The sequence below is a fragment of the Paenibacillus hemerocallicola genome, from assembly GCF_006265175.1.
Taxonomy (GTDB): domain Bacteria; phylum Bacillota; class Bacilli; order Paenibacillales; family NBRC-103111; genus Paenibacillus_AB; species Paenibacillus_AB hemerocallicola.
The window spans coordinates 227,458-232,973 of sequence record NZ_VDCQ01000005.1; the positions used below are offsets into that span (position 1 = coordinate 227,458).

Annotated in this window: 6 protein-coding genes; all 6 read left to right on the forward strand. The window is 56.8% G+C overall.

The features are described from left to right. Window positions 1–317 precede the first annotated feature (317 nt). Complete coding sequence (trpD, locus tag FE784_RS05795; RefSeq protein WP_246131913.1) at window positions 318–1,361, forward strand: anthranilate phosphoribosyltransferase; 1,044 nt, start codon at window positions 318–320, stop codon at window positions 1,359–1,361. After that, window positions 1,348–2,151 carry an indole-3-glycerol phosphate synthase TrpC gene (trpC, locus tag FE784_RS05800; protein ID WP_139601180.1) on the forward strand — a complete coding sequence of 268 codons (804 nt, stop codon included), beginning with the start codon at window positions 1,348–1,350 and terminating at the stop codon, window positions 2,149–2,151. The genes trpD and trpC overlap by 14 nt, the downstream gene beginning before the upstream one ends. Continuing rightward, a complete protein-coding gene (locus tag FE784_RS05805; RefSeq protein ID WP_139601181.1) occupies window positions 2,152–2,850 on the forward strand; it encodes a phosphoribosylanthranilate isomerase in 699 nt (232 codons plus the stop codon). Next, window positions 2,828–4,039: a tryptophan synthase subunit beta gene (gene trpB, locus FE784_RS05810; protein WP_139601182.1), complete on the forward strand. Its 1,212-nt coding sequence runs from the start codon at window positions 2,828–2,830 to the stop codon at window positions 4,037–4,039. Before FE784_RS05805 ends, trpB begins: the two co-directional genes overlap by 23 nt. Continuing rightward, complete coding sequence (gene trpA, locus FE784_RS05815) at window positions 4,026–4,832, forward strand: tryptophan synthase subunit alpha (protein ID WP_139601183.1); 807 nt, start codon at window positions 4,026–4,028, stop codon at window positions 4,830–4,832. Before trpB ends, trpA begins: the two co-directional genes overlap by 14 nt. A gap of 274 nt (window positions 4,833–5,106) precedes the next feature. Beyond that, the coding region (locus FE784_RS05820) for a twin-arginine translocation signal domain-containing protein (RefSeq protein WP_176705985.1) at window positions 5,107–5,516 on the forward strand (410 nt) is incomplete at its 3' end.

Sequence of the window (5,516 nt, forward strand, 5' to 3'; positions counted from 1 at the left end):
GCTTCCTCACTTTGCAGACTTTTTCAACAGCCTCAAAACATGCGGTTATTTGTGGGGAAAGCGTCAGATGTCCTTCGTTAGCTGGAAAAGGTACAGTTAATTAAGCCCTTTGCGACTTATGGGGCGTTTGGCGGAGATTTACCTGCATGTTTTCCATCTATTTAACCCGAAGCTTTGGTTATTACTCTATTAGCTGCATGATTTACAGTTATTGTCGGCACCTGGTCATCGAAGGACATTTCGCATGATTTTATCATCGGATTTAGATGGAATCCGGAATGAAATTACGCCTTACGGAATATGGGGAGGGGACGAACGTGACTTACGGAATTTCGATTCAGCAAGCGATCGCGAAAGTGGTCGGCGGGGCGCATTTAACCCGCGACGAGGCCAAGGCCGCGATGAACGTCATCATGGAAGGCGAAGCGACGCCGGCGCAGATCGGCAGTCTCATTACGGCGCTCCGGATGAAAGGGGAAACGGCGGAAGAAATCGGCGGCTTCGCCGAAACGATGCGCGGCAAGGCGAATGCGGTCCGATCCGAGCGGAGCAATCTGCTGGATACGTGCGGTACGGGCGGGGACGGCGCGGATACGTTCAATATCTCGACAGCCTCCGCCATCGTGGCCGCCGGCGGCGGCATCCGCGTGGCCAAGCACGGCAATCGGGCCATGTCGAGCAAGAGCGGAAGCGCGGATGTGCTGGAAGCGTTGGGCGTCCATATCGGACTAAACGCCGAAGAAGCATCGGATTGTCTCGAGCGTATCGGCATCTGCTTCATGTTCGCCCAGTCCCACCATCCATCGATGAAATACGCCGCGGTTCCGCGCAAAGAGATCGGCATCCGCACGGTATTCAATCTACTCGGTCCGCTGACGAATCCGGCCGGCGCCGACCGGCAGCTGCTCGGCATATTCGACCGCAACCGGACGGAGCTGATCGCGGAAGTGCTCGCTTCGCTAGGCATCAAGCGCGGACTTGTCGTAGCGAGCTATGACGGCCTCGACGAAATCAGCATTTCAGCCGTGACGAAGGTGACGGAGCTGAAGGACGGCGAAATCGAAACGTTCGACATAAGCCCGGACGATCTCGGACTTCGCGCCTATCCGATGAGCGATGTGGTCGGCGGGGACGCGAAGACGAATGCCGAAATCATCCGTTCGGTGCTCGGAGGGGCAGCCGGGGCTTGCCGCGACATCATATTGGCCAATGCCGGAGCCTGCTTCTATGTGACCGGACATTGCTCGACTTTGCAGGAAGGTGTAAAATTAGCGGGTGCGGTCATCGACTCCGGAAAAGCGGCGGAGAAGCTGGAGCAGCTAGTCCAAGTAACGGGAGAACTGAGTCATGTTTCTAGATAAAATCGTAGCTACGAAAAAAAACGAAGTTGAACGGCTGAAGCAAACGTTCTCCTTGACGGATGCGGAGAAGAAGATCGCTTCGATGCCGGCCTGTCTCGGCTTCGAGCGGGCGATTGCCGTAGACAGCAACCGGAGCATGGGATTGATCGCCGAGGTGAAGAAGGCGTCTCCTTCCAAAGGGCTGATCCGCCCGGATTTCGATCCCGTCGGCATTGCACGCTCGTATGAGGCGGCCGGAACGGATTGCATATCCGTTCTGACCGATGTCGACTACTTTCAAGGCTCGAACGACTATTTGAGCGCGGTTCGCCGGGCGGTAAACGTTCCGATCCTGCGCAAAGACTTTACGATAGACGCACGGCAAATCTATGAGGCACGCACGATCGGTGCGGACGCGATTTTGCTGATCGCCGCGATATTGACTACGGACGAGCTGAGGGATTTTCTCGCCACGGCCCTCGATCTCGGGCTGGATACGCTCGTAGAGGTGCACGATAAAGAGGAGCTGGACCGGGTGCTCACGCTCGATGCGACGCTAATCGGCATCAACAACCGCAATTTGCGCACGTTTGTCACCGATCTGAAGACGACCGAAGAACTGATCCGCGATATCCCGTCGGGTAAAACCGTAGTCAGCGAAAGCGGCATTTCGTCCCCTGACGAAATCGGCTACCTGCATTCGATCGGAGCGCGCGCGGTGCTCGTGGGAGAGCATTTCATGCGGAAGCCGGTCGTCGAGGACGCCGTCAACGAGCTGATGGGACAAGCGGAAGCGCGGGAGGCCAAGTAAATGGCGACTGTCAAAATATGCGGACTTAAAGACGCCGGGACGCTGCAGTCCGTCCTGCATTTGCCCATCGATCATATCGGCTTCTTATTCGCCAAGAGCAAACGGCAAGTAACGCCGGCCGAAGCCCGGGACTTGGTGAAATTGGTGCGCGACAGGCGCGAGCGCGGGTTGCCGACGCCGCTGACCGTAGGGGTGTTCGTGGATCCGTCCGAAGAACTGCTCGCTGAGGTCATGCGCGAAGCGCCTCTGGACGTTATCCAGCTTCACGGCGCGGAAGACCCCGCTTTTTGCCGCCGGGTGAAGGAAACGTTTCCGGTTCTTGTATACCGGGTATTCTCTGTCGCGGGAGCAGTCGGCGCAGGGGAGTCCACGAACGCGACTGCTTCGATTGACGACGAGCTCGATCCTTATGCGGGCTGCATCGACGGCGTGCTGCTCGATACGGCAGGCGGCGGTACGGGCCGTACGTTCGAATGGAGCCGGATACCGGACTACCTGGCTTGGGCGAACCGGAACGGCATTCCGCTGCTCGTCGCGGGCGGATTAAATCCGGACAACGTCGCGGAGCTGCTTCGCGCCTATGCGCCTCACGGCGTGGACGTATCGAGCGGGGTGGAATCGGACGGCGTCAAAGACATTACGAAAATTACAGCATTCGTCGAAAGGGTGAAACGTCATGAGTCGCATGCAAGTGCCTGACGAACAAGGACGCTTCGGCGCCTTCGGGGGCCGTTACGTCCCGGAAACGTTAATGAACGCTTTGATCGAGCTTGATGAGGCGTACCGCAAATATTCCCAGGATCCCGATTTTATCGAGGAAGTGCGGACGCTGTTGAACGAATACGCGGGTCGGCCGTCCCGTCTCTATTACGCCGAGCGACTGACCGAGCAATTGGGCGGCGCGAAAATTTATTTGAAGCGCGAGGATTTAAACCATACCGGCGCCCACAAAATCAACAACACGATCGGGCAGGCGGTACTCGCCAAACGGATGGGCAAGAAAAAGGTGATTGCCGAAACGGGAGCCGGTCAGCACGGGGTCGCCTCGGCGACGATCGCCGCCTTGCTCGGTTTGGAGTGCAAAGTGTTCATGGGCGAGGAGGATACGAAGCGCCAGCAGCTTAACGTATTCCGGATGAACCTGCTGGGCGCGGAGGTTGTGCCGGTCATGTCCGGAACGCGCACGCTCAAGGACGCCTGCAACGAAACGCTGCGCTACTGGGTCAGCAACGTTCACGATACGTTTTACATTCTCGGCTCCGTCACCGGTCCGCACCCGTATCCGATGATGGTGCGCGATTTCCAACGCATAATCGGCGACGAGGCGAGAGCGCAAATACTCGAGAAGGAAGGCCGGCTGCCCGATGCCGTAATCGCCTGCGTAGGCGGAGGCAGCAATGCGATGGGCATCTTCTATCCGTTCGTCGGAGACGAATCGGTTCGTCTGATCGGCGTGGAAGCGGCCGGACGCGGCGTGGATACGGAAGAGCACGCGGCTACGATGACGAAAGGAAGTCCCGGCGTGTTCCAGGGCTCGCTCAGCTATGTACTGCAAGACGAGTTCGGGCAAGTGATGCCGGCGCACTCCATCTCCGCCGGTCTCGACTATCCGGGTATCGGACCGGAGCACTCCTATTTGAAGGACAGCGGCCGGGCGGAATACGTTCCGATCACGGACAAGGAAGCGCTGGATGCCCTCCAGCTGCTTAGCCGGACCGAAGGCATCATAGCGGCCCTGGAGAGCTCGCATGCGGTAGCGCATACGCTCAAAGTGGCGCCTGCTATGGGCAAAGACGAAATTATCGTAGTGAGCCTGTCCGGCCGCGGCGACAAAGACGTCGAATCGATTATGGGATACTTGGGAGGTGGCGCCAGTGAATCGCATTGATGAGAAGTTCGCCGAGCTGAAGCGTCAGGGCCGAACGGCGCTCATCCCGTATATTACGATGGGGGATCCGAACCCTGACGTGTCGCTTTCACTGCTGCGGGAGTTGGAGCTGGCAGGAGCGGATATCGTCGAGCTCGGAGTTCCGTATTCCGATCCGCTCGCGGACGGACCGGTAATCCAGCGCGCCTCGGAGCGCGCCTTGAAGCATAACATTACGATTTTGGACTGTATCCGCATCGCCAAGCAGGCCCGCGAGCATAACGTCAACCTGCCGTTCATTTTATTCACTTATTACAACCCGGTGCTTCGGCTCGGCTTGGAGCGGTTTTTCGAGCTGCTCGTCGAGCATGATATTAGCGGAATCATTATTCCGGATTTGCCGTTCGAGGAGAACGGCCCGGTCAAGGCCTTATCGGATCGCTACAACATTCATTTGATTCCACTGGTAGCTCCTACGTCGGACGACCGCATTGCCAAAATAACCGCCAGCGCGTCAGGATTTATTTATTGCGTATCCTCGCTCGGGGTAACCGGCATGCGATCGGATTTTTTCTCCGGTATCGACGATTTTCTCGCTTCGGTACGCCGCTCGACCGATCTGCCGATCGCAATCGGCTTCGGCATATCCACAAGCGAGCAGTTCTCGCATTTCTCCAAGATGTGCGACGGCGTAGTCGTCGGCAGTGCGATCGTCCGGAAAATCGAAGAGGCGACGCCGCTGCTCATGAAAGATGGCTCGCGCTCGGACGGACTAGTGCAAGTACGCGAATTTGTAAGGCAGCTGCGGGGATGATAGCAATGCCGCATGAAAGAAAGGATTCCTGATCGTGGGAATCCTTTCTTTTTTTTGCTTTCCGATAAAATCGGGACGAATTATAGACGCGCGAAATCCGTTATTGTTTTAGAAAAAAGTAGAAAAGTAGCGTTGACGGCGTTTTCATAGTGGAGCTATAATAAGAAAAACAAACCAGGAACAAACCTGAGTCTTGTAAAATTTTCTTTTCATGATTTTTTCCAGCTATTTTCAAATCAGAGTTAAATCAGAAAGGGAGAAGGAGCTGTTGTCGATGAATCACGAGGAAAACAGGGGCAAGACGGAAGCGGCCGATAACGTGAAGAAAGCCGCGATCAGCAGAAGAAACGTACTCCGCACCTTGGGGATCGGCGGAGCGATGCTCGCCGGCAGCGCGTTCGCGTCCAAGCTTGCGCTTGCGGACAATGCGTCGACTAGTGCGAATGGAGCGAATCGGGTGCTGCAGGTAAACAATGTGGAAGAGCTGAAAGCTTTGCCGCCGGGGCTGCTCAAGGACGGGCAGCATGTTCGTGTAAGCGGATACAAATCAGCCGGCGACGGCGGAGCCAAACTTGTCCGTTGGGATTCGGCAAGCGCGAAGACGGACAATGGCGGAACCGTGCATAGCGCGGGCGGCGCTTCCGGCCGATTCGAGGTTGTGCATAACGGAATAGGGGATTTCCG

What these genes read in the sequence shown, in the direction of transcription:
- trpC (WP_139601180.1), top strand. Translation starts at nt 1,348, where the DNA reads ATGTTTCTAGATAAAATCGTAGCTACGAAAAAAAACGAAGTTGAACGG.
- FE784_RS05805 (WP_139601181.1), top strand. Translation starts at nt 2,152, where the DNA reads ATGGCGACTGTCAAAATATGCGGACTTAAAGACGCCGGGACGCTGCAG.
- trpB (WP_139601182.1), top strand. Translation starts at nt 2,828, where the DNA reads ATGAGTCGCATGCAAGTGCCTGACGAACAAGGACGCTTCGGCGCCTTC.